At 60.9% G+C, this 25,946-nt stretch carries 29 protein-coding genes; 20 read left to right on the top strand and 9 right to left on the bottom strand.

Annotated elements, in window-relative coordinates; translation table 11 throughout:
• Positions 1-50: 50 nt before the first annotated feature.
• Entirely contained in the window at positions 51-1,439 is a 1,389-nt protein-coding gene (locus UP09_RS14115) for an LLM class flavin-dependent oxidoreductase (RefSeq protein ID WP_044539158.1), read from the bottom strand.
• A gap of 172 nt (positions 1,440-1,611) precedes the next feature.
• On the opposite strand from UP09_RS14115, the gene UP09_RS14120 reads away from it, so the two are divergent.
• The 10 genes from UP09_RS14120 to UP09_RS14165 all read left to right on the top strand — a co-directional run bounded on the left by UP09_RS14120 (position 1,612) and on the right by UP09_RS14165 (position 11,177).
• Positions 1,612-2,997, top strand: coding sequence for a M20 family metallopeptidase (locus tag UP09_RS14120; RefSeq protein WP_044538805.1), 1,386 nt, complete (start codon positions 1,612-1,614; stop codon positions 2,995-2,997).
• Positions 2,998-3,022: 25 nt separating this feature from the next.
• Positions 3,023-4,309 carry an MFS transporter gene (locus UP09_RS14125; RefSeq protein ID WP_082070128.1) on the top strand — a complete coding sequence of 429 codons (1,287 nt, stop codon included), beginning with the start codon at positions 3,023-3,025 and terminating at the stop codon, positions 4,307-4,309.
• Between the two features lie 171 nt (positions 4,310-4,480).
• Positions 4,481-5,326: an IclR family transcriptional regulator gene (locus tag UP09_RS14130; protein WP_050043793.1), complete on the top strand. Its 846-nt coding sequence runs from the start codon at positions 4,481-4,483 to the stop codon at positions 5,324-5,326.
• A gap of 155 nt (positions 5,327-5,481) precedes the next feature.
• A complete protein-coding gene (locus tag UP09_RS14135) occupies positions 5,482-5,898 on the top strand; it encodes a hypothetical protein (protein WP_044538806.1) in 417 nt (138 codons plus the stop codon).
• Complete coding sequence (locus tag UP09_RS14140; protein ID WP_044538807.1) at positions 5,895-6,758, top strand: alpha/beta fold hydrolase; 864 nt, start codon at positions 5,895-5,897, stop codon at positions 6,756-6,758. Before UP09_RS14135 ends, UP09_RS14140 begins: the two co-directional genes overlap by 4 nt.
• A gap of 28 nt (positions 6,759-6,786) precedes the next feature.
• Positions 6,787-7,698, top strand: coding sequence for an amino acid ABC transporter substrate-binding protein (locus UP09_RS14145; RefSeq protein WP_044538808.1), 912 nt, complete (start codon positions 6,787-6,789; stop codon positions 7,696-7,698).
• Positions 7,699-7,943: 245 nt separating this feature from the next.
• Positions 7,944-8,675, top strand: a complete 732-nt coding sequence (locus UP09_RS14150; protein WP_044538809.1) for an amino acid ABC transporter permease — start codon at positions 7,944-7,946, stop codon at positions 8,673-8,675.
• A 2-nt stretch (positions 8,676-8,677) separates the two neighbouring features.
• A complete protein-coding gene (locus tag UP09_RS14155) occupies positions 8,678-9,370 on the top strand; it encodes an amino acid ABC transporter permease (protein WP_044538810.1) in 693 nt (230 codons plus the stop codon).
• A gap of 44 nt (positions 9,371-9,414) precedes the next feature.
• Positions 9,415-10,146 carry an amino acid ABC transporter ATP-binding protein gene (locus UP09_RS14160; protein ID WP_044538811.1) on the top strand — a complete coding sequence of 244 codons (732 nt, stop codon included), beginning with the start codon at positions 9,415-9,417 and terminating at the stop codon, positions 10,144-10,146.
• A gap of 170 nt (positions 10,147-10,316) precedes the next feature.
• Positions 10,317-11,177 carry a D-amino-acid transaminase gene (locus UP09_RS14165; RefSeq protein WP_044538812.1) on the top strand — a complete coding sequence of 287 codons (861 nt, stop codon included), beginning with the start codon at positions 10,317-10,319 and terminating at the stop codon, positions 11,175-11,177.
• A 156-nt stretch (positions 11,178-11,333) separates the two neighbouring features.
• Here the strand turns inward: UP09_RS14165 and UP09_RS14170 are convergent, their stop codons facing one another.
• The 3 genes from UP09_RS14170 to UP09_RS14180 form a co-directional block, all read right to left on the bottom strand.
• Positions 11,334-11,792 (bottom strand): carboxymuconolactone decarboxylase family protein, encoded by a 459-nt coding sequence (locus tag UP09_RS14170; RefSeq protein ID WP_044538813.1) that lies wholly within the window; start codon positions 11,790-11,792, stop codon positions 11,334-11,336.
• Positions 11,793-11,824: 32 nt separating this feature from the next.
• Entirely contained in the window at positions 11,825-13,450 is a 1,626-nt protein-coding gene (locus tag UP09_RS14175; RefSeq protein WP_044538814.1) for an MDR family MFS transporter, read from the bottom strand.
• A 350-nt stretch (positions 13,451-13,800) separates the two neighbouring features.
• Positions 13,801-14,958 (bottom strand): HlyD family secretion protein, encoded by a 1,158-nt coding sequence (locus UP09_RS14180; protein ID WP_044538815.1) that lies wholly within the window; start codon positions 14,956-14,958, stop codon positions 13,801-13,803.
• Between the two features lie 140 nt (positions 14,959-15,098).
• Between UP09_RS14180 and UP09_RS14185 the strand changes: the two genes are divergently transcribed.
• Positions 15,099-16,010 carry a LysR family transcriptional regulator gene (locus UP09_RS14185; protein WP_044538817.1) on the top strand — a complete coding sequence of 304 codons (912 nt, stop codon included), beginning with the start codon at positions 15,099-15,101 and terminating at the stop codon, positions 16,008-16,010.
• A 128-nt stretch (positions 16,011-16,138) separates the two neighbouring features.
• Here UP09_RS14185 and UP09_RS14190 read toward each other — a convergent pair whose 3' ends face one another.
• Complete coding sequence (locus tag UP09_RS14190; protein ID WP_044538819.1) at positions 16,139-17,209, bottom strand: peptidyl-alpha-hydroxyglycine alpha-amidating lyase family protein; 1,071 nt, start codon at positions 17,207-17,209, stop codon at positions 16,139-16,141.
• A gap of 154 nt (positions 17,210-17,363) precedes the next feature.
• On the opposite strand from UP09_RS14190, the gene UP09_RS14195 reads away from it, so the two are divergent.
• On the top strand, positions 17,364-17,954 hold the full coding sequence (locus UP09_RS14195; RefSeq protein ID WP_245301947.1) for a tripartite tricarboxylate transporter substrate-binding protein: 591 nt from the start codon (positions 17,364-17,366) through the stop codon (positions 17,952-17,954).
• Between the two features lie 486 nt (positions 17,955-18,440).
• Complete coding sequence (locus tag UP09_RS14200; RefSeq protein WP_044538820.1) at positions 18,441-18,935, top strand: hypothetical protein; 495 nt, start codon at positions 18,441-18,443, stop codon at positions 18,933-18,935.
• A 469-nt stretch (positions 18,936-19,404) separates the two neighbouring features.
• On the opposite strand, the gene UP09_RS14210 is transcribed toward UP09_RS14200, so the two are convergent.
• The gene (locus UP09_RS14210; protein WP_156164596.1) at positions 19,405-19,845 is read right to left on the bottom strand and encodes a hypothetical protein; all 441 of its coding nucleotides are present in this window, start codon (positions 19,843-19,845) and stop codon (positions 19,405-19,407) included.
• A 112-nt stretch (positions 19,846-19,957) separates the two neighbouring features.
• Here UP09_RS14210 and UP09_RS14215 point away from each other — a divergent pair, with 112 nt between their 5' ends.
• Entirely contained in the window at positions 19,958-20,218 is a 261-nt protein-coding gene (locus UP09_RS14215) for a hypothetical protein (protein ID WP_044538823.1), read from the top strand.
• Between the two features lie 22 nt (positions 20,219-20,240).
• Here UP09_RS14215 and UP09_RS14220 read toward each other — a convergent pair whose 3' ends face one another.
• From UP09_RS14220 to UP09_RS14235, 3 genes are all read right to left on the bottom strand, one after another.
• On the bottom strand, positions 20,241-21,092 hold the full coding sequence (locus UP09_RS14220) for a hypothetical protein (protein ID WP_156164597.1): 852 nt from the start codon (positions 21,090-21,092) through the stop codon (positions 20,241-20,243).
• Between the two features lie 82 nt (positions 21,093-21,174).
• Positions 21,175-21,423, bottom strand: a complete 249-nt coding sequence (locus UP09_RS14225; RefSeq protein ID WP_044538825.1) for a hypothetical protein — start codon at positions 21,421-21,423, stop codon at positions 21,175-21,177.
• Between the two features lie 199 nt (positions 21,424-21,622).
• Positions 21,623-21,835, bottom strand: a complete 213-nt coding sequence (locus UP09_RS14235) for a hypothetical protein (protein WP_044538827.1) — start codon at positions 21,833-21,835, stop codon at positions 21,623-21,625.
• 77 nt (positions 21,836-21,912) lie between these two features.
• On the opposite strand from UP09_RS14235, the gene UP09_RS14240 reads away from it, so the two are divergent.
• The 6 genes from UP09_RS14240 to UP09_RS14265 all read left to right on the top strand — a co-directional run bounded on the left by UP09_RS14240 (position 21,913) and on the right by UP09_RS14265 (position 25,940).
• On the top strand, positions 21,913-22,326 hold the full coding sequence (locus UP09_RS14240; RefSeq protein ID WP_044538828.1) for a hypothetical protein: 414 nt from the start codon (positions 21,913-21,915) through the stop codon (positions 22,324-22,326).
• Between the two features lie 6 nt (positions 22,327-22,332).
• Positions 22,333-23,259 (top strand): hypothetical protein, encoded by a 927-nt coding sequence (locus tag UP09_RS14245; protein ID WP_044538829.1) that lies wholly within the window; start codon positions 22,333-22,335, stop codon positions 23,257-23,259.
• 16 nt (positions 23,260-23,275) lie between these two features.
• Positions 23,276-23,941: an SOS response-associated peptidase gene (locus tag UP09_RS14250; protein ID WP_044538830.1), complete on the top strand. Its 666-nt coding sequence runs from the start codon at positions 23,276-23,278 to the stop codon at positions 23,939-23,941.
• Between the two features lie 84 nt (positions 23,942-24,025).
• Positions 24,026-24,421 (top strand): TIR domain-containing protein, encoded by a 396-nt coding sequence (locus UP09_RS14255; protein WP_052833089.1) that lies wholly within the window; start codon positions 24,026-24,028, stop codon positions 24,419-24,421.
• Positions 24,418-24,885: a DUF4231 domain-containing protein gene (locus tag UP09_RS14260; protein ID WP_044538831.1), complete on the top strand. Its 468-nt coding sequence runs from the start codon at positions 24,418-24,420 to the stop codon at positions 24,883-24,885. Before UP09_RS14255 ends, UP09_RS14260 begins: the two co-directional genes overlap by 4 nt.
• A 401-nt stretch (positions 24,886-25,286) precedes the next feature.
• Complete coding sequence (locus UP09_RS14265) at positions 25,287-25,940, top strand: hypothetical protein (RefSeq protein WP_044538832.1); 654 nt, start codon at positions 25,287-25,289, stop codon at positions 25,938-25,940.
• Positions 25,941-25,946: the final 6 nt, after the last annotated feature.

Below are 25,946 nucleotides of genomic sequence, written 5' to 3' on the forward strand. Positions count from 1 at the left end.
CGAGATTCCGGGTTCAATGCTTCGCATCGCCCCGGAATGACGCCAAGGGATTACTCCACCGCCGCAGCGCGCGGCTTGACGCGATATCGCCCCGCCGGATGCGTCGCGTCGAGCCTGGCACGTCCCGTACCAAACAGCTTCTCCCGCAGCGTTCCCTTGGCATATTCAGTCTTGTAGCGCCCTCGCTTGGTCAGCTCCGGCACCAGCATATCGGCGATATCCTCGAAATCGCCGGGCGAGATCGCGAATGCGACGTTGAGGCCGTCGACGTCGGTCTCCTCGAACCATTGCTCGATCTTGTCGGCGACCTGCTCGGGCGAGCCGACGATGACGGGGCCGGCACCGCCGATGCCGACATGTTCGGCGACCTCGCGCACGGTCCAGATACGATCGGGATCGGCGCGGGTGACGTTGTCCATTGCGGAGCGGCCGGCGTCGTTCTGGACGTGGCGCACTTCTTGGTCGAGCGAATAGGTCGAGAAGTCGACGCCGGTCCAGCCCGACATCAGCGCCAGCGCGCCCTCGTGGCTGACATGGCTGCGATACTCGGCATATTTCGCCTTGGCTTCGGCTTCGGTCGGAGCGACCACGATGCACATCATCGAGAACATCAGGATCTCGGCCGGGTTGCGGCCCTTCGCGGCGGCGAGCTCGCGGATCGCCGCGACGCGCGGGCCGATGATTTTTGACGACGGCCCCGACATGAACACGCATTCGGCGTGCTCGGCCGCGAATTGCCGGCCGCGCGGCGAGGTGCCGGCCTGGTACAGCACCGGCGTGCGCTGCGGCGAGGGCTCCGAGAGATGGATCGCGTTGAGCCGGTAGTTGGCGCCCTCGTGGCGCACCGGATGCACTTTCTTTGGGTCCGTGAAGATGCCGCGCGCGACGTCGCGGATCGCGGCGTCGTCCTCCCAGCTGCTTTCCCAGAGCTTGTAGACCAGCTCCATATATTCGTCCGCGAGCTCGTAGCGGTCGTCATGCGCGGTCTGCTTGTCCTTGCCGGCGCCGCGCGCCGCCGAATCGAGATAGCCGGTCACCACGTTCCAGCCGACGCGGCCGCCGGTCAGATGGTCGAGCGTCGACATCCGCCGCGCGAACGGGTAGGGCGGCTCGAACGAGAGGTTGCTGGTGACGCCGAAGCCGAGGTTTTCGGTCACCGCGGCCATCGCGGGGATCAGCATCAAGGGCTCGTTGGCGGGCGTCTGCGCCGCGTTGCGCAGCGCTGCATCCGGATTGCCGGCATAGACGTCGTAGACGCCGAGCACGTCGGCGAGGAACAGCCCGTCGAACCGTCCGCGCTCCAGCGTCTTGGCGAGATCGGTCCAGTAGGACAGCTTGTTGTAGTCCTTGGTGCGGTCGCGCGGATGGGTCCACAGCCCCGGCGACTGATGCGCCACGCAGTTCATGGCAAAGGCGTTGAGCCGGATCTGTTTCGTCATTGTCGAAGCCTGATCGTGCGATGGATGCCCGGTTGGATATCGGGCGTTCGCGCCGAACTTGTTGCGACTTCCCATGTTTTGGCAAGGCCCAATCGCGTTTGGTGCCCTTCCGGTCGCGATCCGATCCCGATAGGTTGGCCGCCTCCGAAGCGTACTTCCAAAAGGGACAATCATGGCGACACGGGCCGACGCAATCGCTGTTGTGCGAGAGCATTTTCAATCGGGGCAGTTCCTGAAGGAGCTGAACGCCAGGGTCGGCTACCAGACCGAGAGCCTGAATGCCGACAAGGGCGATGCGCTGCGCGCCTATCTGGTCGAGAACCTGCAGCCGGCCTTCGCGGAGCTCGATTTCAAGACCCGGCTGATCGAATCGCCGACCGGCCGCGGACCCTATCTGATCGCCGACTACCAGGAAGATTCCTCGCGGCCGACCGTGCTGACCTACGGCCATGGCGACGTCGTCGACGGCATGGTCGGCGAATGGCGCGACGGGCTCAATCCCTGGCAGACCACGGTCAAGGGCGATCGCGTCTATGGCCGCGGCACCGCCGACAACAAGGGCCAGCACTCGATCAATATGGCCGCACTTCGCGCGGTGAAGCAGGCGCGCGGTGGCAAGCTCGGTTTCAATTCCAAATTTATCATCGAGACCGGCGAGGAGATCGGTTCGCCCGATCTGCGCGAGGTCTGCGAGGCCCATCGCGAGGAGCTGAAGGCTGATTTGTTCCTGGCCTCCGACGGGCCGCGGCTCTCCGCGGAGCGGCCGACCATCTTCCTCGGCTGCCGCGGCGGCAACCGCATCCATCTCGACGTCAATCTGCGCGAAGGCGGCAACCATTCCGGCAATTGGGGCGGCGTGCTCGCCAACCCTGCCACGATCCTGGTGAACGCGATCGCAAGCCTGGTCGACGGCAAGGGCCGCATGAAGCTCGAGATCCTGAAACCGCCGCCGATCTCCAACCGCGTCCGCGCCGCGCTGGCCGACGTCAAGATCGAGCCCACGGCAGACGAGCCTCAGCTCGCGGAGGATTGGGGCGAGGAGGGCCTGACGCCGGCCGAGCGGCTCTATGCCTGGAACACGCTTGAGGTGCTGGCGATGTCGTCAGGCAACATCGACAAGCCGGCCAATGCGATTCCCGGCAAGGCCAGCGCCGTGCTGCAGCTCCGCTTCGTCGTCGGCACAAGGCATCTTGAAGTGATCGATGCGGTGCGCGCTCATCTGCACGCCAACGGCTTTCCGATGGTCGACGTCTCGGGCACGCAGCGCTTTGGTGCCTCGCGTACCGACATGGACAGCCCCTGGATCGAGTGGGCGGCGACGTCGATCCGCACAACGACCGGCAAGGCGCCCGCGGTGCTGCCGAATTTCGGCGGTTCGCTGCCGAACGACGTGTTCTCCGAAGGCCTGGGGCTGCCGACGATCTGGGTGCCGCATTCCTACCCGGGCTGTTCGCAGCACGCTCCCGACGAGCACATCCTTCTGCCGGTGACCGAGGAAGCGCTGACCATCATGGCGGGCCTGTTCTGGGATTTGGGCGAGACGCCACGCATGGGGTGAGACGCGGGCAAAAAGGCACAATCCGATGACGCTATCGACGCCGGTCGAAACGCGGGGCATGGCCGCGATCGATCGCAAGAGCATCACCCGTCTGATCGTCGCGACCTCGATCGGCAATGCGCTCGAATGGTACGACATCTCGATCTATGCCTATTTCGCGGTCTACCTCTCCAAGGCGTTCTTCCCGGCCAATGACCCGACCACGTCGCTGCTGCTGACCTTCGGCAGCTTCGGCCTGTCGTTCCTGGCCCGACCGATCGGCGGCATCGTGCTCGGCGCCTATGCCGATCGTCACGGCCGCAAGGCCTCACTGATGGCCTCGATCGTGCTGATGACCGCAGGCACGCTGGTCCTTGCATTGATGCCGACCTATGCGAGCATCGGCATCCTCGCGCCGATCGCGGTCATTCTCGCGCGCTTGGTGCAGGGCTTCTCCGCGGGCGGCGAGTTCGGCTCGTCGACCGCGTTCCTGGTCGAGCACATGCCGGAGCGGCGCGGTTTTGTGGCGAGCTGGCAGTTCGCAAGCCAGGGCGTCAGCGGATTGCTCGGGGCAGGCTTCGGCGCGCTGCTGACCTCGCTGATGAGCCCGGAGGATTTACAGTCCTGGGGCTGGCGGCTGCCGTTCCTGTTCGGCGTCTTGATCGGCCCGGTCGGCATCTACATTCGCAACCATGTCGAGGACGCGACACCGCCGCCTGCGGCCATGCTGGAATCGCCGGCCAGGGAAGTGTTCGCGCGGCAGAAGCTCGCCACGATCCTCGCCATTGGTGCGCTCGCGGTGTCGACCGCGGTCAACTATTTGATCGTCTACATGCCGACCTATGTGGTGAAGACGCTGAACCTGCCGCCGACGGTCGGATTCGTCGCCGCGTTCGCCGCGCAGAGCGCGGTCGCGCTGCTGGCGCCGATCGCCGGCATCGTCTCCGACAGGATCGGACGCACCACGCACATGATCCTGTTTGGCGTGCTGCTGCTGGTCTCGATCTTTCCGGCCTTCCTGCTGCTCACGGGCAGGCCGACGCCGACGATCATCCTGCTTGGCGTGCTCTGGCTCGGAATCCTCAAGTCGCTCTATTACGGGCCGCTCGCCGCGCTGATGTCTGAATTGTTCCCGCCGGCGACGCGCGCCACCGGGCTCGGCCTCAGCTACAATATCGGTGTCACATTGTTCGGCGGCATGGGACCGGCGATCATGACCTGGATGGGCGGCTTCGTGTTGATCGGCGAGCTCGCGCCGGGCTATTACCTCACCGCGGTCGGCATCCTCAGCCTCGGCGCGCTCATCACGATCCGCCGGATGCGGCTCGCATAGCCGCGTTTCGCCGGATTTCGTGCTGCGAAATATTCAAAGCTGATGAAGGTTATTTTGGTGCGAAGCAGCGCGAATAGCTGAAATCAAAGTTTCATCTGACGAAAGTATATGGTGTCGCGCCGCCGCCGTCCGCTTTAGGATGATGGCCGAGTTTGCGACTGAGGGAATGGCATGAACGCGTCCACGACTGCGACCGCACGGGCCGGCCGGAACAAGCCGCTGCCGGAGCCGGGCCAGCCCGACAAGTTCAACGCGATCCAGAAGGTCTGCGCGATCCTGCGCGTGCTGGCGCAGCGCTCGCCGCTGCGCCTCACGGACATCGCCGACACCACCTCGCTCAACAAGGCCACCGCGCTGCGCATCCTCAATTCGCTGATCGAGGAGGGGTTTGTCAGCCGGGTCGCCGGGTCCAAGACCTACGAACTCGGCCAGGAGGCGCGGGTGATGGCGGTCGGCGCGCGCCGCTCGGTCGACATCGCCGAGCTGGCGCAGCCGAGTTTGCTGCGGCTCTCCGAGCGCTCCGCCGACACGGCGCTGTTGTCGGTGCGCTCCGGCGTCGAGGCGCTGTATCTGGCGCGCTCGGTCGGCAGCCATCCGCTGCAGCCGAATTATTTGCAGATCGGCAGCCGCCGTCCGCTCGGTGTCGGCGCGGGTGCGCTCGCGCTGCTGGTCTGGTTGCCGGACGCCGAGATCGAGGCTGTGATCGAGGTGATCGTGCCGCGGCTGGCGAAATCGCCGCGCATCACGCCGAAATTTTTGCGCGAGCGCATCGCGTCCGCGCGCAAGATCGGCCACACCGTGCTGATCGATGCGGCCTTTCCCGGCATGGGCGGCGTCGGCGTTCCCGTTCGCGACGATGCCGGCGAGGTGATCGCCGCGTTGTCGATCGGCGCCGCTAGCGACCGCATCCGCCGCCGCGAGACGGAACTGGCCGACATGCTGAAGAAGGAAGCCCAGGTGCTGGCGCGCGCGGTGGCGCAGGCGCCGAACAACGGCCGTGGTGTCAAGGCGGGCTAAAGCGCCCACGTCACCTCCACTTGCGCGAGGCGCTTGTTCGCACGCGGCGTTTGGTCAAGTGTATAATCAAGGGAATCCAAGGCCCGCGGCGCCTTGCGACCTCACGTGCTTCCGGCCATCATGCGGCCGCCCGCCGCCGGAACCCTGCTCAACGGATGACACGATCGCCTGACGCCACCGACGCCGCAATCATCACGGCGTTTGCCGGCATTCCCGCGTTGCTTGACCTTGCCCCGGCGCTGATTGCGCGCGGCCGGCTGCTCGATTGCGACTGCCGTCTCGGTCCGATGGATCATCCGTTTTACGCCGCGATCCGCGCCGGCCGCATCGTCGAGTTCGCGCCGACGCCGATCCTGATGCGCTCCTGGCGCTTCTCCTATCGTGCGACCACGCTCGCATGGGCGTCCCATTGGCAGGCGGAGCCGAAGCCCGGCTGGCACGATCTGTTGGCGCTGACCAAGCGCGGCGAGGAGGTGCTGGAAGGCGATCTGCATCCCTTCATGACGCATCTGCAATATTTCAAGGATCTGCTGGCGCTGCCGCGCGCACATGTTCAAGCGGTGGTGTCATGAGCGGCCACATCGAGAACGGTTATATTGAGCCGATGATCGGCCGCTACGTTCACGTCGAGATCGACGGTGAATTGCATCGCATCTATTTCGAGGAGAATGGCAAGGGCATTCCGCTGGTCTGCCTGCACACCGCGGGTTCGGACGCGCGGCAATGGCGGCATCTGCTCGCAGATAGCGAGTTTGCCGAAAATTTCCGCATCATTGCCTTCGATATGCCCTTTCATGGCAAGTCGAATCCGCCGAAGAGCTGGGCCGGCGATGACTATCAACTCACCACCATCAGATACACCGAGACCATCCGTGCCTTCTGCCGCGCGCTCCACCTGGAGAAGCCGGTCGTGATGGGCTGCTCGATCGGCGGCCGCATCGTGCTCAACCTTGCGATCGAACATGCCGCCGAGTTTCGCGCGCTGATCGGGCTCGAGGCCGCCGATTTCCAGTCGCCGTGGTATGATACGAGCTGGCTCAACCGTCCGGACGTTCATGGCGGCGAAGTCTGCGCCGCGCTGGTATCGGGATTAATCGCCCCGCAAAGTCCGCAAGCCTTGCGCATGGAAACGCTGTGGGCCTACAAGCAGGGCGGTCCCGGCGTGTTCAAGGGCGATCTCTACTTCTACCGGGTCGATGGCGACCTGCGCGGTCGGGTCGCGTCAATCGATACTAAAGTATGCAAGCTCTATCTGCTCACGGGCGAGTATGATTTCTCCTGCACGCCCGAGGACACGCGGCGGACCGCAGCGGCTATAGGGGGCGCCAGCGTCACGATCATGGAGAAGCTCGGTCATTTCCCGATGAGCGAGAATCCTGAGCAGTTTCGCCGCTACATCGCCCCCGTCCTCGCCGACATTCTGACGCATTAACCGACCGATTCCACGAAGGAGTAGACGTATGACACGCAACTATCTGATCGGCTTCGCGCTCGCCGCCGCGCTCGGCGCAGGCCAGGCGCAGGCCGAGGAGCTGACCGGGACGCTGAAGAACATCAAGGAGACCGGCGCGATCACGCTCGGCTTCCGCGATTCCTCGATTCCGTTCTCCTATCTCGACGACAACCAGAAGCCGATCGGCTACGCCATGGACATCTGCAACAAGATCGTCGATGCGGTGAAGAAGGAGCTGAAACTCGACAAGCTCGAGGTCAAGCTCAACCCGGTGACCTCGGCGACGCGTATTCCGCTGATGGCCAACGGCACTGTCGACCTCGAATGCGGTTCGACCACCAACAATGTCGAGCGTCAGAAGCAGGTCGCCTTCACCAACACCCACTTCCTGACCGCGAGCCGCTACGTCTTCAAGAAATCGAGCGGGCTCAAGTCGATCGACGATCTGAAGGGCAAGACGGTGGTCTCGACCTCCGGTACCACCAACATCAAGCAGCTCACCGAAGCCAATGTCGCCCGTAACCTCGGCGTCAACATCATTCCCGCAAAGGACCACGCCGAAGCCTTCCTGATGGTCGAGACCGACCGCGCGGTCGCCTTCGTGATGGACGACGTCCTGCTCGCGAGCTTCGTCGCCGGCTCGAAATCGCCGGACGATTACGTCATCTCCAAGGATGCGTTCTCCAAGCCCGAGCCCTATGGCATCATGCTGCGCAAGGATGACGCGCCGTTCAAGAAAGTGGTCGATGCCGCCACCGCCGCGCTCTACAGCAGCGGCGAGGGCGAGAAGATCTACGACAAGTGGTTCACCCAGAAGGTCCCGCCGAAGGGCTTGAACCTCAACTTGCCGCTCGGGCCGGAGCTGAAGAACGAGTTCGCCAAACCGTCGGATTCACCGGATCCGGATTCGTACAAGTAAGACAGACTTACTCTTTCCACGTCATTGCGAGCGAAGCGAAGCAATCCATTGTCACCTAGCATGAATATGGATTGCTTCGTCGCTATCGCTCCTCGCAATGACGGAAATGCGTGAACCCACCACCTCTCGGTGGGTCCTAAATTCACATGTCCGGCCATTTTTGGAGGAGAATGGCCGGACATTTGCATATATTGGGCGCATACGCGTTGGGGTATGCGTGATCGGCGCGTTTGCGCGGGGGACCCGTGAACTATAACTGGAACTGGCATATCTTCCTCGAGCCGAACCCGATGGGGACGGGCACCTATCTCGACCTGTTGCTGGCGGGACTGGTGGTCACCCTCAAGACGGCGGCGCTGGCCTGGATCATCGCGCTGATCATGGGCACCGTGATCGGTGTCTTGCGCACGTTGCCATCGAAGACGGCCTCGTGGATTGGCTTCTGCTGGGTCGAATTCTTCCGCAACATGCCGCTGCTGGTGCAGCTCTTCCTGTGGTTCTTCGTGCTGCCGGAATTGCTGCCGAAGTCCGCCGGGCTCTGGATGAAGCAGATGCCGAATGCGCCGTTCTGGACCGCCGCGATCGGTATCGGCCTGTTCATGTCGGCGCGGGTCGCGGTGCAATTGCAGGCCGGCATCGGCTCGCTGCCGCGCGGGCAGAAGCAGGCTGCGACCGCGCTCGGCCTGACCACGGTGCAGGCCTATCGCTACGTGCTGTTGCCGATTGCGTTCCGCATCATCCTGCCGCCGTTGACCTCCGAATTCCTCAACACCATCAAGAACACAGCTGTTGCGATCACCATCGGCCTGATCGAGCTGACCGGTGAGGCGCGCTCGATGCAGGAATTCTCGTTCCAGGTGTTCGAGGCCTTCACCGCAGCGACCGTGATCTATCTCCTCGTCAATTTCGTCGTGGTCACCGCGATGCGCTATCTCGAGCGCTATGTCGCGATCCCCGGCTACATCACGGGGAAATAGCGATGTTCTCCAATCTCGATTTCGACGTCATCCGTCGCGCGCTGCCCTATTTGTTTTTCGAGGGCATGCGATTCACGCTGACGCTGACGGCGCTCGCCGCGGTCGGCGGCCTGGTGTTCGGCACGCTGATCGCCTTGATGCGGTTGTCCGGCTACAAGGTGCTCGGCCGCATCGCGGGTTTCTACGTCGACTTCATGCGCTCGCTGCCGCTGGTGCTTGTGATCTTCTGGTTCTACTTCCTGGTGCCGTATATCGGGCAGTGGCTGACCGGCGCGTCGCGCCCGATCAGCGTCGGCGCCTTCGCTTCCTCGCTGATCACCTTCGTGATGTTCGAGGCGGCATATTTCTCCGAGATCATGCGCGCCGGCATCCAGTCGATCTCGCGCGGCCAGCCGGCTGCGGCGAACGCGCTCGGCCTGACCTACAGCCAGACGATGCGCTACGTCGTGCTGCCGCAGGCGTTTCGCAACATGCTGCCGATCCTGCTGACCCAGACCATCGTGTTGTTCCAGGACACCTCGCTGGTCTACGTGCTCTCGATTCCGGATTTCCTCGGCGCCGCCAGCAAGGTGGCGCAGCGTGACGGCCGTCTGGTCGAAATGTATTTGTTCGCGGCGCTGGTCTACTTCGTCGTTTGCTGTGCCGCATCCTTCTTCGTCCGCCGCCTGCAGGCGCGCATTGCCATCGTTCGCTAGGCATGATCCGGCAAGATCATGCCAAACAGACAAGTTGAGAACCAATGATCGAGATCAACCACGTCGATAAATGGTACGGCCCGAGCTTCCAGGCTCTGAAGGATTGCACCACCAGCGTCGCCAAGGGCGAGGTGGTCGTGGTCTGCGGCCCGTCCGGTTCGGGCAAGTCGACCCTGATCAAATGCGTCAACGCGCTGGAGCCGATCCAGGGTGGCGACATCATCCTCGACGGCATCAAGGTCAACGACCCCAAGACCGACTTGCCGAAGCTGCGCTCGCGCGTCGGCATGGTGTTCCAGCACTTCGAGCTGTTTCCGCATTTGCGGATCATCGACAATCTCTGCCTCGCGCAGGAGAAGGTGCTCGGACGCAAGCATGACGAGGCCACGGTCACCGGCATGAAGCTGCTGGATCGCGTCGGGCTGAACGACCACGCCAAGAAATATCCGGCCGAGCTCTCGGGCGGCCAGCAGCAGCGCGTCGCGATCGCCCGCGCGCTCGCGATGAACCCGATCGCCATGCTGTTCGACGAGCCGACCTCGGCGCTCGATCCCGAGATGATCAGCGAAGTGCTCGACGTGATGGTCGACCTCGCCCGCGAGGGCATGACCATGATGGTCGTCACCCACGAAATGGGCTTTGCCAACAAGGTCGCCGACCGCGTCATCTTCATGGACCGCGGCGAGATCGTCGAGGACGCCAACAAGGCCGACTTCTTCGGCAAGCCGCGCAGCGACCGGGCGCAGAAGTTTCTGTCGAAGATCTTGCAGCATTAATCTCTCAGCCGTCATTCCGGGGCGGTCCGCAGGACCGAACCCGGAATCTCGAGATTCCGGGTTCGATGCTGCGCATCGCCCCGGAATGACGCGTGCTTGAGGGTTTATCGCCGTTAATAATTTGCGTATACGAAGGGCTGAAACCCGCCCTTCGCCGCAGGAGAATTCGCTTGGAAAAGATCGCTTACGTCAACGGCTCGTATGTGCCGCATTCCGAGGCCAAGGTCTCGGTGTTCGACCGCGGCTTCCTGTTCGCCGACGGCATCTATGAAGTGGCCGCGGTGCTCGAGGGCAAGCTGATCGATAACGCCTCGCATTTGGCGCGGCTGAAGCGTTCGGTCGGCGAGATACAGCTCGCGCTGCCGGAGACGCTCGAGCGGATCGAGCAGATCCAGAAGGAACTGATCAAGCGCAACGACCTGGTCAACGGCATGGTCTATCTCGAGGTCACCCGAGGCGCCGACAAGGGGCGCGACTTTCCGTTCCCGAAGGCGGACGTCAAGCCGACGCTGGTCATGTTCACCTCGGAAAAGGACATCATCAACGCAGCCTCGGCCAAGACCGGCATCAATGTCATCACCGTGCCCGACATCCGCTGGACGCGACGCGACATCAAGAGCGTCGCGCTGCTGGCGCAGGTGCTGGCCAAGCAGGCTGCGGCCGAAGCCGGCGCCGGCGAAGCCTGGATGATCGAGGACGGCAAGGTCACCGAGGGCGGCTCGTCCTCGAGCTTCATCGTCACCCAGGACGACGTCATCGTGACGCGGCAGAACGGCAGCGAGATCCTGCCGGGCTGCACCCGCAAGGCAGTGGTCAAGCTCGCCGAGGAGCGCCAACTCCGCATCGAGGAGCGCGCCTTCACGATCGAGGAGGCGCTCGCCGCCAAGGAAGCCTTCATCACCAGCGCCTCGGTGTTCGTGCAGGGCGTGGTCGCGATCGACGGCAAGCCAGTCGGCAACGGCAAGGTCGGCCCGATGAGCGCCCGCCTGCGCGAGATCTATGTCGAATTCGCCAAGGCGACCGCGGTTTAGCGCGGTCCTGCCGTATCTTCAGCTGTCATCGCCCGGCTTGTCCGGGCGACCCAGTATTCCAGAGACAGCAATGCTTGAGCCGAGAGGTCCCGGCGTACTGGGTGCCCCGCTCAAGGCGGGGCATGACAGCAGAGTGTGGGGCGGGCAGTGGTGTCATCACGCCGCCACTTTCACCTTCACCGGATGCACCGCGCGGAAGCCGATCGCGATCCGGTTCCAGGCGTTGATCGTTCCGATCAGCATCGTCAGGTTGACCGTCTCGGTCTCCGAGAAATGGGCGCGCACGGCCTCATAGTCGGCGTCGGGCGCGTGCGTTTCGGAGACCAGGGTCAGTGCCTCGGTCCAGGCCAGTGCTGCGCGCTCGCGGTCGGTGTAGACCGGCGACTCGCGCCAGGCGTTGAGCAGATAGAGCCGCTGCTCGGTCTCGCCGTGCTTGCGTGCGTCCTCGGTATGGACGGCGATGCAGTAGGCGCAGCCGTTGATCTGGGAAGCGCGGGTCTTGACCAGTTCGATCAGGGATTGCTCGAGGCCGCTCGCCCTGATCTGGGTGTCGACCGCGGCCAGCGCTTTGATGAGCTCCGGTGCAGCCTGGTAGTAGTTCATGCGAGGTTTCATGGTCGTTCTCCTTGGGTCATCGTAGATAATGCTCAGTGCGCGCCGCCGCCACCTGCGAGATGGCCGGGCTTCTTCAGGAACAGGCCCGCGATCAGTGCGACGATCAGGGCGATGCCGAGCAAATAGAAGGTGTCGCTGAAGGCGAGGATGAAGGCCTGCTTCTGCACGATGCGGCCGATCGCAACGATCGCGCTGTGGGTCGCCTCGGCCTGGCCGGCGATGCCGCGGTTCATGAAGTATTGGGTCATCTGGTCGATCCGTGCGCGGGTGGCCGGCTCCAGCAGCGAGACGGATTCGCTCAGCACGTTGGAGTGATACTGCTCGCGCTTGGTCAATACCGTTTGCAAAATTGCGATGCCGACCGCGCCACCGAGGTTGCGCATCATGTTGAACAGGCCGGACGCTGAACCCGCGTTCTCCGCCTCGATGCCTGCGGTCGCGACTGCGGACAGCGGCGCCATCACCAGCGCCTGGCCGGCGGCGCGGACCACGTTGGGCCAGAACAGCTGATCGGTGGCGTAGTCGTTGGTCATGAAGATGTTCATGAAGTTGGAGCCGGCGAACAGCGTGAAGCCGATTCCGATGATGATACGGGGGTCGAGGCGCTGCATCAGCCGCGGCACCATCGGGATCAGCAAGAGCTGCGGCAGGCCGGTCCAGGCCAGCACCATGCCGATCTGTTCGGCATTGTAGCCCTGGATGCGCGACAGGTACTGCGGCAGGATGAACACCGAGCCGTACAGCGCGACGCCGAGCAGGAAGTTGGCCAGCATGCCGAAGCCGAAATTGCGGCGGAGCATCAGTCGCAGATTGAGCAGCGGCTTCTCGACGCTGAGCTCGATCACCAGGAAGCCGGTCAGCGCAACCACTGCGATCACCGACAGGCGGACGATAAAGGGCGAGCCGAACCAGTCGTCCTTGTTGCCCTCTTCGAGCACGGTCTGCAGCGCGGCTAGCCCAATCGCCATGGTGATGATGCCAAGCCAGTCGCCCTGACGGAGCAGCGACAGCTTCATCGGGCCGGCGTCGAGCGAGACATACAGCATGCCGATCATGACAGCGCCGGGCACCAGATTGACATAGAAGATGTACTGCCAGCCCCAGTTCTCGGTCAGGTAGCCGCCGATGGTCGGGCCGATCGCGGGCGCGAACGTCGCCGAGATCGCGAACAGCGCGAGGCCGATCGGCTGCTTCGCCCGGGGTAGCAGCGTGATGATCAGCGTGAAGGCCATCGGGATCAGCACGCCGCCGGCAAAACCCTGCACGGCGCGCAGCACGATCATCTGCGGCAGGTTCTGCGCCAGTGCGCACGCCGCGGAGAACACCAGGAACAGGACTGCGTTGGTGAGGAGGTAGATGCGGACCGAGAACACCTGCGCGAGCCAGCCGCTGAGGGGGATCACGATGATCTCGGCGATCAGATAGGAGGTCGATATCCAGCCGCCATCATCGATGCCGGCACCGATCGCGCCCTGGACGTCGGCGAGCGATGCGTTGACGATCTGGATGTTGAGCACCGCCATGAAAGCCCCGAGCGTGGCGCCGATCACCGCGACCCAGGTCTTGAGCGAGATTGCCACCGGCGCTGATGTCGCGGCCTTGGGGGCATCGAGGTCAGCCGAGGCTGCGGTATTCAATGTGGGCTGGAGCGCGGTCATTGGGGTCGTCCCTTGCTTTGGCAAGCGCAGGATGCATTAGGCGGCACGTTTCGATAATCGGGGAAATGTTGGAAGGATTGTCCGGCCGGGATTGATAATGAGGTTGCCCGTAAGGTGAGCAAGCACGCTCGGCTCCCTCCCCCCTTGTGGGGGAGGGCTGGGGAGAGGGGTTGGCCCCGGGCGCTGCCGTCCGAGATTTGCGAACAGCTTCAATCCTGCTGACGCGTCACGGCTACGTCCTCGCGAACCGTCGAAGGTCAGCGCAAGTGGTACCCCTCTCCCCAGCCCTCCCCCACAAGGGGGGAGGGAGCCTGGGACGCGTGCTCATCTTACGAAGAATGGTTCAGCGGCTAGCTGCCGTTGCCGCGGTTCGCAGCGATCCCGAGGGCGAGGCGGCTCTTTGCTTCACGCTCAGCCAGCACTGTCGCCTTCGTGTTGACGACGGGCTCCGCCGACATGCCCGGGCGCAGCAGGCCGGTGAGGCTGTTGTCGTCGAGCACGATCTTCACCGGCACGCGCTGCACGATCTTGGTGAAATTGCCGGTGGCGTTGTCGGGCGGCAGCAGCGCGAACTCGAGGCCGCTCGCCGGCGACAGGCTGTCGACATGGCCCTTCAGCCTGGTGCCGTGGAAACTGTCGACGGTGAGCTCGACCGGCTGGCCGTTGCGCACATGGGTGAGCTGGGTCTCCTTGAAATTGGCGACCACATAGACCGCATCCAGCGGCACCACGGCCATCAGCTGCGTGCCAGCCTGCACATATTGGCCGACGCGGAGCGTGCGGGCGCCGACGGTGCCCTCCACCGGCGCGGTGATCTCGGTGTAGGACAGGTTCAGCTCGGACTGCTGTTCAACTGCGCGGGCATGATCGAGTTGCGCTGTGGCCTGGGCGCGCTGGGTGGTGAGCACGTCGATCTTGCGCTGGGCTGCCAGCAGGCCGGATTTGGCGTGCTGCAATTGGGCGTTGTTCGAGCGCAGCGCCGCGTCGGTCTGCTGCGCACGCTGCACCGTGCCGGAGCCGGTCTTCATCAGGCCGTCGTAGCGGGTCTGCTCTTCCTGGGCGAACTTCAGATTGGCGTCGGCGGCGGCGACGTCGGCGGTCTCCTGGTCGATGAGCGGGTGCTGCAGCGAGATCTGGGCGTCGAGATTGCGCACTGACGCCTGGGCGGCATCGACATCGGCCTTGGCTTGGCCGAGCGCGGTACGGAAATCGCGATCGTCGATCTGCGCCATTAACTGACCGGCCTTTACCGGCTGGTTGTCGCTGACCAGGACCCGCGCGATGTAGCCGGACACGCGCGGCGCGATGATCGTGGAATCAGCCTTCACATAGGCGTCATCGGTGCTCTCGAGATAGCGGCCGGTGGTCAGGTAACCGTAACCAAAATCGCCCACCACGGCGAGGCCAAGCGCGGCGGCCAGCGCAAGGGCTGCCCGCTTGATCACCCTCCGGGACGGGCGCAGGCTTATTTTCGGAGCATCATCAGAGACATAGGTGGTGGTCGACATGGCATCCTCCGAATCGAAAGGCGTATCCTCCTGGGAGGGCGCCGGGTACGTCGGGAAGATGCAATGTCCGCCGCGCCGTGATAATCCCGATTAAACTGGAAGCAATATCAAGCCAGAGCGAACAATCCGGGTCTCGCCACATGGATCGCCTGACCAGCCTGACCGCCTTCGTCCGGGTCGTGGATTCCGGGGGCTTCTCCGCCGCCGGCCGCAAGCTCAACATGTCCACGACCATGGTGAGCAACCACGTCCAGTCGCTGGAAGAACGCCTCGGCGTCCGGCTGCTCAACCGCACCACGCGCAAGGTCAGCCTCACCGAGGTCGGCCAAGCCTATTACAACAGATGCATCCAGATCCTCTCCGATATCGAGCAAGCCGACGACATCGCGGGCGCGCTGCAATCGGTACCGCGCGGCACGCTGCGCATCTACACCAACACCCACGTCGTGCAGTTCCTTTCGCCGGCAGTCGCCGAGTTCCTGGCGACCTATCCCGAGGTCAAGGTCGATCTCACCATCGGCGAGCGCGACGTCGACCTGATCGACGAGAATTACGATCTCGCGGTGCGGATGATCCCGCCACCCGATTCCAGCCTGATCGTGCGCAGCATCGCCACCTGGCGGCACGTGCTGTGCTGTTCGCACAGCTATCTCGAGCAGCACGGCAAGCCGGAACAGCTCGCCGATCTCGCTGATCGTAACTGCATCCAGCATGTCAATTATCCCTTCAGGGACGAGTGGCGTTTCGTCGACCGCAAGGGCGCGCCGGCATCGGTGCGGGTGTCCGGCAATCTGGTCTCGAACAGCGGCGAGACGCTGCGGCTGGCCGGGATCGCCGGCGTCGGGATCTGGCTGGCGGCGGGGTTTCTGGTCCGCGACGATCTGGAATCCGGCGCGCTGGTTCGCCTGCTGCCCGAATACCGCCCGGTCGAGCTGACGATGAACGCGGTCTATCCGCATCGCCATCATCTCTCGGCCAAGGTGCGCACCTTCATCGACCTCCTGGTGCGCCACGCCACCGAGCAGCAGAAGCTGATCAATCCGTATTCGTGATGGACCCAGCCGTCATTGCGAGGAGCGAAGCGACGAAGCAATCCATCGCTCTGCATACGTTGAGGCATGGATTGCTTCGCTTCGCTCGCAATGACGGAGCGTAGTGGATAGCGAGCCTGTGCGTCATATTACGGCTTCAGCAGCAGCTTCTGCACTCGCCAGTTCAACAGCTCGGCGACGTAGAGCACGTTCTCCGACGGGCACGCCATCGCGTGGATCCAGCCGAATTGCTTGAGTTGCTTGCCAGACTGGCCAAGCATGCCGAGCACCTTGCCGTCGAGCGACAGCTTGTAGATGCGGCCGGGCCAGGCGTCGGAGCTGTACAGCACCTGGTGCGGCGGCGGCGTGATGCAGATCGCCCAGGGCGAGCCCGGATGGAATGTGCCGCCGGCCATCATCGCTTCATCGGGAATCTTGCCGATCGCAGGTTTGGCGTCCGGCGGCACCGGCAGGTCGATCACGAACTGACGCAGGAATTTGCCGTCCTTGTCGAACACCTGGATGCGGTGATTGCCGCGGTCGGCGACATACACATTGTCGTTGGCGTCGGTGGCGATCGAATGCGGCGTGTTGAACTGGCCGGGCTCCTTGCCGCGGTCGCCCCATGACTTCAGCCAGTTGCCGTCCTTGTCGACCTTGGCGACCCGCGAATTGATGTAGCCGTCGCTGATGAAGGTGTCGCCGGCCTTGTCCCAGGCGACATCCGTGACCTGGCGGAAGCGGCCGTCCTCGGCCGGCAGCGGCGGCTTCGGGTGCTTCAGCGGTGCGGTGTCTTCGTCGGAGGCCTCCTGCTTTCGGCCGAACACCATCAGGACGCGGCCCTCGGGCTCGAACTTGATCACCATGTCCGAGCCCTTGTCGGTCACCCAGATATTGTCCTGGGGATCGATCTTTACAGTGTGTCCGAACGACCAAGCATAGAGGTTCTTGCCGATCTCCCTGACATATTTGCCCTGCGCGTCGAACTCGAGCAGCTGCGTCGCCGCGGCGGCATAGGCCGGCCCGCTGGTGTTGCCGCGGGACAGCACGAACACGTGGCCCTTGGAATTGACCGAGACGCCCGAGGCTTCGCCGAAATACATGTTCGGCGGCAGTTTCAACGGATTGGGCACGGACTCGAAGGCGATGGTGGGAACGGCCTGTTGTGCGAGCGCCTGCGGCGCAACCAGCAGCAATAATCCGGCGACCCAATGCCTCATACGATCCTCCCGAAGCGGTTTTTCGGCGCGGAGGCTAGTCGATCGAAGCAGTGACGCACACGCGCGCCACGTCATGACCGCTCATCGTCCCTTGCATGGCGCGCGCGTGTATGACGCGTATATGAAGAGGGCGTTCTTGCTTCCGGGGCGCGTCATGCGGTTTCGAGTTCTGATCACCATTCTGTTCGCGATTGCAGCAAACGTGTTGTTGCAGGCGCCGGTCCTTGCCGCCTTTCCCGATCACATCATCAAGATCGTGGTGCCGTTCGCACCGGGCGGCGGCACCGACGTCGTTGCGCGCACGCTGGCGCAGGAGATGCAGAAAGACCTCGGCGCCACAATCATCATCGAGAACAAGCCGGGCGCGGGGACCATCATCGGCACGCAGAGCGTCGCGGGCAGCCCGGGCGATGGCTACACGCTGCTGATGGGTACGTTTGCCAACGCCGTCATTCCGAGCCTCTACAAGAAGCTGCCCTACGATGCGCATAGGGATTTTGCCGCGGTGGCGCTGGTCGCGCGCTCGTTCAACGTGGTCGTGGTCAATCCATCGTCGTCGATCAAATCGATCGCCGACCTGATCGCGGCGGCGAAGGCCGATCCGGAGAAGCTGTCTTACGGCACCTACGGCACCGGCACCTCGGCGCATCTCGCTGGCGAGCTCTTCAAGCATCTGGCGAAAGTCAATCTCACCACCGTGCCCTACAAGGGCGGCAGCTTCAAGCCCTTTGGAGCGATAATCTAGCATTAGTTCAGGTACTTGCAGCGCCGGGCCGTTTGAAATGTCCCGGCCATGTCCCGGCCGGTTCGGACAAACGCCGGGATGCCGGGAGACTGGCGGATTAAGTCCGTCAGCTCGGTTTTTGCTCATCGAGCCCGGAATCACCTCCGCCAGCCGGTCGGCAGTGCGACGGATCGAAAGGGCTGGCGCTCGGTGCCCGGGACTATTGCCCTCGACACGGAGTCACGCTGCGGGGCGGCATCGCCGCCGCGACCCTAGCGTCTTGCGCGGCCTGCCGAGCGGGCCAAAGCGGATCGATGACAGACACCACCACCGCCCGCCGCCGTGCCTTGGCGACCGAGCAGCCGCCTGTTCGCTTCACTGATCTCGCCACCGTCGACAGGAAGGGCCGCCCCGTCGCGCTGAGGAAGGAAGCCCGGTCATCGTGCCGGGGCTATTTGCCGTATATTTCCAACCATCCCTAGGGGATTCGCGAAGGGACATTTCTAAATGGCATCGTTTCAGACATTAGCCGTGGGCTTTTTCGGCGCGTTGATTGCGGCCGTCGGCGCATGGATTGCCGCGCGACAGATGGTGATTGCGAACGACAGACTCCACATGGACAAGTTCGTTATGCTGTACCCCAAACGGGTTGCGGTCTACGCGGCGACGCGGGACATTCTCGCAAAAGCATACGATGGCGTCACGGAAGCTGACATTCGATCCTTTGGATTGATGGCTCTCGATGCGCAATTTTTGTTCGACGACGAAATGTTTAAGTATCTAAGAGAGGTACGCTTTCGCGTGGAAGCAGTTAAATCCGCCGACGAAGCGATTGATGAGGCGTTGCCGCCCGAACGAGCCGAATATCGCAGAGACAGAACTGCGCATTTCGATTGGTTGCGGGAACAAGGCGACGGACCTTCGGACTTCTCGCATAGGTTTCGTCCGTTCCTAGTCCATGAGTTCCCGAAACGTCGATGGTGGCTTCGTTGGCCTGCGTGAACGAAAATCCCGCCAACGAGCCGGGCTATTGCGTTGTGCATAACGAATCTCGTTGCCCCAATATTGCCGCAACGATGGAAGGCAATTGAGGACGAAGGGGGAGCTACCAAATGCATTTCATTAGATTTGACGCGGAACGGAAGGGTGAAATCGACAGCCTAAATGCTGAATGGCGAAGGTCCCGACGCGAAGAGGCTGGCGCTGTGCTAACGGTTGACGTGCAGGAGGTTTGGGGGACGCCAATCGGAATGACGTTAAGCCGAATGTATCCGGCGGACTTCATCGGTTTCTTAAAGAGCAAAGGTTTCCCGTTCAAACCGGAATAACTTTGAGGTCGCACTAGTAGGCAGCCACGCCTTGCGCTTGTATCACAGTGTTGTCGAGCGTTCGTAAGGCCGTTGCACACGGTTCCTCGAAAGTCCGGCCTTGGGCGCAACCGTGGTCGTTGGCCACAGGGTTGCCCCGACGACTAACCCAAAATGTCCTTCCAGCGATCTTCGTGTCGCGCCACTGCCTTCATACTCATAAACGCGTTGTCCTTCCATCCTTCGGGATGATGGACATGGCTCGCTAACTTCTTATTCTTAGCAATGAAGTACCTGATCGGCTTAGATGCGGTCTCGGGACCTATCAGCACATAAACCGTGACCTGTCGTGCATTCTTGCCCGAAAAATCGTCAGCTCTCACAAACCACGGTGCAGCTCTAACGGTTTTCACCTGCACTTTTCGCAACGTTGGAGATGTAGCGAGTCCGACCACCAAATCGTAACCCTTGGTATTTCGGTCGGCCAGTTGAGCGTCAAATCCACGACGAAGAAGTTCGCCCATTACAAAATATTCCCCCGCGTTTCCTGTTGGGATTCCTGTTTTGCGTTTCTTTTTTGGAGCGTCTTGATCAGTATCCGTCATTGTCTTCCCCTCGCTACAACCTCTGCTTCCGACAATTCTCTCGCGCATATTGCACGAAGTTCAACCTGTGAGACAATGGCATCTTCCGACGACCGGCGATCCGGAGAAAATCATGAGGACTAGCACCGCCCTTCAAATTCTTTCTGCAATTGCTGCGTTCGGCGCAGCTTGGTTCTGGTTGTTGGCATCGGTGGATACCGCGCCGGATATGAATTTGGACAGTCTGGAAGCGCTTAAGCCGTGGCTCGATAGCTCGGCTCGACTCAACAAGTTTGCCGCCATGTGCGCGGCAATTTCGGCGCTGTGCAGCGGGATGACCCACGTGGTCGATTGGTTAGAGGCATATTTGGCCAAGCACGAACCAACCGTTTGAGAGGTTAATCATCCTCGCGCCGCTACGGCGTGCCCGGCTTTGGTTGAACTGCAACTTTCGGACGGAACGGGCGATAAAGTTTGGTCTTGCGTGCCATAAATTCCGTTACACGACGCTGTACGTCCTCTCCGCATTCTTCGTCTGTGCAATTGCGAACCGGGCAAGGAGCTACAAAGCCAGTCATGGTTGGATCGCTTTCTGTGCCACCAACGACAAAATTGGCAGCTTGAAAGCAGAACTGCGTGAGTCTCCACGAAGATTGATCGAAGATGTCGTGATAGATCGCGACGCCGTAGACATACAGATGCGTAAACGCGCCGAGCTGCCCCAAGATCACGTCGAGACTGGTTACGGGGCAAAGCCCGGCGCGATTAATCTGCTTGGGGCCAAAGACTGCTTTGGAAATCGTCGTCACTCGAAAGGTTGTAGCTCGCTTCTCCTTCGGGATGTTGGCCGGGTCGACCAACTGTTCGAAGCCAGAGACGCAATTGGCGATGACGGTCAAATTCTTTGTTGGCGTGTTGCCGCTGTTTTCCCAGAATACGTCTGCGAGCCATGTGGCCCCCTTGATGCCGAACATGGTCAATGGTTCGAACCGAATTTCCTTTGCGGTCATAAAAGCCCGCTGCTGGATTACAAGCGAATCCCGATTTTGTTGAAGAGTCTCTTTGATGGTGTGATCCGTGTTTTCAAGTGTCTCCCATTGAAGGGCCGCGACCCAGACCAACGCCACGGTGGCGACCGCCAAGATAGCCGTGAACAACGTCAACGGTTCTTTGAGTGTGGTCCGCCATGTGTTCTTCTCGCGCGTATCCCAAATTATCAAGGCAATGAGCGCAAGCCACGGCGACAATATGCAGAGCCAATCCTTCACTAGAAACATGCCCCGCTAAGATACATCGCCCAATCGACCGCTGTTTCAGATCGCGGCGCAAAGTCAGACATCACGCACTCCGCTACAACGCACTCAAATCATCCGGCACCTCGCCAAACTTTCTAATCACTGTGGCATCGCCGAAATTGCCGGTCGCAGGATCACCAGTGCGGCTAAACGCGATCGCGCCGACGTGACCTTCTTTGCGCGACAGCGCCTCCGCGCGCATTACAACAGCCGTGGGATTGAAGCATTCGGTCGGCTCGCCTGCCGCGATGCCGTCGTCACTGGCAACAAATGGAAGTGCGACGTAATAGGTAACTTCGGTCATGTTTCCCTCCTATCGACCGAAACTTTGCTGGATTGCTTCCGCGTTTTCGTGCGCGACCTTGCTGGCGAGGCCAATGAAAATCGGAATAGCGACGACCAATAGCAAGCCCATCACCAAACGAGTACGGCTCATAGGTCGCTTGGGTCGCTTGATGTAATGGACCTTTGAACGATCGTTGGTCTCATCGTTTTCCATCGCGTCAGCCCGTGTAAGTCTTGAACCTTCCCCGCACGTAGGCGTGCGACACCGCCCGCATCAGCTCGCTGACTTCCGCTTCCAGATACTCATTGGCTACGATCACTGCCTTGAGCGCGGCGCGCACGTCGCCACCGCACGCCGCAATCGCTTGGTCCGCTGCCACCTCAAGCCGGTCAGCGTCGGCCTGTGGATTGGGCGCAGGACCACGCGACATGGACGGTTCCGAGTTGACTGGACGCTCGGAATGTTCTCATTCTGTTCTCAGGGTGTCAAGCGGGCAATACGTCCTTCATGGGCACGAGATCACGGGAGTCAATCTACGGTGCGTCGGTCCGTGCGGCAGCGGAGAGGGCGACTGAGGCACGCAAGCGAGCCGACCGGCTCGCCTGTGAGGCTTGGAACGCCCGTATGCTCGGCTTTCAGGGACCGGCGCAACCTTCCCCGGCACTCGGCGATGCGCTCAACGCCGGTTACCTGTATCTTGAGGTCAAATGCCTTGGCTGCGACACGCATCAGACGGTCGCGCTCAACATCGTGCGGCGGCCGAAAACGACACCGATCCATGAACTGGAACGCTACATGCGCTGCAAAGACTGCTCGGAAGTTCGCGGCCATCCGTACAAGCGCAGTCATCTGGTGGCGCTGCGGTTGACCAAGATTTCCGCCATCGATCCGCCATCGACGTGGTGGCCGGGGGAACGATGAACAATCATGCGTGACCTGTTCGGCAATTCAATGAGAACGAGCCTACATTTTTTTCTCTCAAGGTTGAGCCGCCTGAGATGGCAGTTTGTTTCGAACAGACCTATCGCCTCAATAACTTGGTCTGCCATCCGCCGGATCGGAAAATCGAAGCTGCTATCTTTGACAATCATAGTTCCGTTTATCGGCTCTCTTCTTCTTTTCAATCAACACATTGTCGATCTCCTGACGTTGTCGCCTGATCTGGTTGCACACTGGATGAAGTTGCCTGAGGGGACCGCTGACGTGGTAGCACGACAGATAACGCTGTCTCGACTCTACTATGTCTATTTCGGACTTACATTTCTCGGCTTCGGTTCGGCGTTATTCTCATTGTCATGCCCGCAGATAGTCAAAGATTATGCTTCGTCCACCGAGTACGTGCAGGCCGAAAACTTGATAACGACGACCACGCGGATTGCTCTGATCGTGAGCCAAATTTCTATCTCGTTTACTCAGTGGGCGGGTGGAGAATTCTCCATGATGCCGGGGGTCATCAGACGGCTTGGGCTTCCGTCTGACTTTATGAATTTGTACTCCGTCGCCATTTTGGAGGTATTTTCAGAGCTACCGGAAGAGTTTCCAAGTGGTGATGATCCAATCAGTAACACCGACCATCCGTTCTACGACGATGAAGGAAGACCCAACTCCGACCGGATTGCATTGGCATTAATTAGCGGACGGCGGGTTGTTCAGGGGTTTGTGCGGGCCTTGGGGAAGGTTGCGGGGACCGACAAGTATCGAAACGACATGCTGGCGCTTCATTACCTGGCGCTCGATAACACCAAACCTCGTTTGCGTGTTTTTGTCTCATTTCTCTACGCGTCGGGTTTTATCCTTTTATCGATCCCCACGGTCATAACGTTTGCGCAGGTGTCGTGGCACCTTTTGAACTGAAAAGCACCAAACCAACATGTGCAATCTCTATTCGATCACCACCAACCAAGAGGCAATTATCCGCCTGTTCAAAATCATGAACAGGTACGTCGGCAACCTTGCTCCAATGCCCGGTGTCTTCCCCGACTATCCCGCCCCCGTAGTGCGCAACGCTGGCGACGACAGGGAGCTGGCAATGATGCGATGGGGAATGCCACCGCCACCGCGCACGGGCGGGCCGCCGGTCACCAACATCCGCAACACCGCTTCACCGCACTGGCGCGGCTGGCTCAAACCGGAAAACCGGTGTCTCGTCCCGGCCAATAGCTTCGCGGAATACGCGCCTGAGCCGAACCCAGAAACGAAGAAAAAAGACGTGGTGTGGTTCGCGCTCAATAACGAACGACCGCTATTCGCCTTCGCTGGCATCTGGACCGAATACAGAGGTGATCGCGGAACGAAGTCCAAACCGATTCCCGGTCCGCATCTTGTCTACGGATTCTTGACCACCTCGCCGAATGAGGTTGTCGCGCCAATCCATCCAAAGGCGATGCCGGTGATCTTGACGACGGAAGAGGAGCGCGACGTTTGGATGCGCGCGCCGTGGGATGAGGCGAAGGTACTGCAAAGGCCATTGTCGGATAATGCGCTACGGATCGTCGCGCGGGGTGCGGATAAGGAGGATCAGACCGCCGCCGCATAAGCGCCTTGCATCGTTCGGCGCAAATGTCCTTGCGCGCGCCCTCTAGTTGCGGAAGACTAAGGCTGGGATTTGGAGGGTGATTCAATGAAAAGAGTATTCATCAGTTTTCGTCACGAGGACAAACCGCAGGTAAACGGTCTGCGTCTTCTCGCGGCGAACGACAAATTTGATATCGAGTTTTACGATGAGTCACTTGATAAAGCGATTGATAGCGAAGACGCTAAGTACATCAAAGCGAAGCTCAGAGAAAAAATCGCTCGGACTTCCGTAACCGTCTGCATGGTGAGCGCGCTCACTCACACTAGCCCGTGGGTAAATTGGGAACTCGAAGAAAGCTTCGCTAAAGGCAACAAAATAATCTGCATGGGACTAAAGGACGGTCCGGGGCAACTTACGTTACCGCCTCTTGCCAGACAGTTGAAGCTGCCATGGTACGCTTGGGATCACAATTACCTCGCTCAATTGATCAACGCGAAATGACCGTAGCCACCACAAGCGATGAGCCAAATTCGGGCTATCTTCGGCTTGAACAACAAATTCAATGGTACGACACAAAATCGGGGACAGCCCAATGGTGGTTCAAGCGGGTAAAATTATTTGAGTTCGTTTTCAGCGGGCTTGTCCCAATCACCGCATTGTTAGCTAACGGCTGGGTGACGGCGTCGATAGGCGCTGCCGCCGTTCTCCTAGAGGGACTTCAACAACTCAATCAATGGCAGCACAATTGGATAACCTATCGATCTACCTGCGAAGCCTTACGACACGAAAAATACTCTTACATTGCGCGTTCGGGTTCCTACGACGGAATGGCGGACGACCAAGCATTCAAAACCCTCGTGGAACGAGTGGAGTCCTTGGTGTCGACTGAACACGCGAAGTGGATCACGAGGCAAGAATACGATCCTACGAAAGTGAAACCGCCCGCGCATCACGACGGACCATAAGGATTGACGAGACCAAGATATTTTTTCGTGGTGAAATCGCGACACGTCTGACTCTCGGTCACAGACAAACGGTGCGATGGGAGGAGACATTGCCCTACCACAAACCACCTCAAGGAACGCCCGACGGGCGCTGCACAGTTTGTGATTCGCCTGCAAACGTTTTGCGAACCGAATTCCAAATCGGCACCGTCGTTGACTGTTCCCGCTGCGGCGACTTCGCGGTTGAACACGTCGTTGTACGTGACTTTCCACTGCCATATACAGACGACAAGCGTAAGGCACTCGCGAGCTATCTTATTCGAAAATTGCAAAAGCAGGCACGAGCGATCCTCGCGCGGGAGTTTTTTGAGTCTCTACGCTAGCATTCTTTGCCAACACCTGCTGAGCTATGCGACAATTTATTGCTCTGGTTTTGTGAACAGGCAGACGGTCGCGTTGGCAAGATAATCGGCACTACCCACGCGCTCTCGGATCTTGACGTTCTTGCGAGCGTCGGTGCAATTGATGCTGTCGATGCACAATGGGCGGCGACAGCTCTGTCGAACAACGGATTGATCACCCTCCAATCTCTCACTGGTTATGGCTTTAGAAGCCAGATCACCCCGTCAGGTTGGAACCAAATCGACCAATTGCAGCGTTCGCACGTGGCCTCGCGGTATGCGTTCTTCGCGCGAAAATTCGCAAATGCCGACTTGGACATTCTGTACGAGAATTGCCTCAAGAAAGCCGTCGCCGATACTGGGTTTGAATTGCGGACAGTTACGCAGAAGGCTGGACACATCGACGCTATAGTCGAGGATGAAATACGCCGTTGCCGATTCCTTGTCGCCGACTTGTCCGATGAAAACGCCGGAGCGTATTGGGAGGCGGGTCTTGCCGAAGGCTTGAGAAAACCCGTTATCTACATTTGCCGCGATAAGATCGAGACGCACTTTGACACCGATCACCGACAAACAGTGCGATGGGACTTAGCCAACCTAGACGAAACCGCCGCGCGATTAAAGGCCGTGATTAGGAACACGTTGCTGGGCGACGCAAAGCAAGAGGAAGAATAGCCGAAG

It is taken from the genome of Bradyrhizobium sp. LTSP885 (genome assembly GCF_000938305.1).
GTDB lineage: Bacteria > Pseudomonadota > Alphaproteobacteria > Rhizobiales > Xanthobacteraceae > Bradyrhizobium.